Annotated in this window: 1 protein-coding gene; it reads right to left on the reverse strand. The window is 48.3% G+C overall.

Annotated features, from left to right (window positions below; genetic code table 11):
• Positions 1-17: 17 nt before the first annotated feature.
• A partial coding sequence (locus IEV89_RS21540) for an IS3 family transposase (protein WP_188475545.1) occupies positions 18-758 on the reverse strand: 741 nt, incomplete at its 5' end.

Below are 758 nucleotides of genomic sequence, written 5' to 3' on the forward strand. Positions count from 1 at the left end.
TGTAGTCCCTCCGGTTTTTAGTACCACCGCCAATGAGGATCTCCGGCCAGTTTTTGCCTCGCATAGATAACGGGTGGCATATCACCGAGTGAGCTATGCGGACGTTCTTCGTTATATTCTGCGCGCCAGTCTTCTGTTAGCACACGGACTTCTGACAGTGTTCTGAACAGGTACATATTGAGTATTTCTGTGCGTAGCGTTTTGTTAAATCGCTCAATAAATCCGTTCTGCATTGGCCTGCCTGGCTGAATAAAATCGAGTATCACGCCGTGCAACTCTGCCCATTCAGCTAAAGCAGCGGCTGTAAGTTCTGGCCCGTTATCGCTGCGTATAAATGCCGGATAACCTCTTTCAGCACTTAACCGCTCCAGGATGCGTACAACGCGATGAGCAGGTATATTCAAATCAACCTCGATTGCCAGCGCTTCCCGATTAAAATCATCGACGACGTTAAATAACCTGAATCGCCGCCCGTCGATCAGGGCATCACTCATAAAATCAACTGACCAACAGTGGTTCATTTTATGCGGAATAACCAACGGCTGTGGATGCCGGTTTGGTAAGCGTTTTTTCCCTTTTCGCCGAAGGTTGAGTTTTAACAATCGATAAACCCGGTAAACTCGCTTTGCATTCCACAGTAACCCTGCCTGGCGTAACTTATTGAACATCAGTCTAAAACCATAAGCCGGATACTGATGCGCCAGTTTTTGTAGTGCCTCGACCACGGGCAGATCCCGTGCCGTGTTCGGGGAATAATG

Source organism: Hafnia psychrotolerans, assembly GCF_014639435.1.
GTDB lineage: Bacteria > Pseudomonadota > Gammaproteobacteria > Enterobacterales > Enterobacteriaceae > Ewingella > Ewingella psychrotolerans.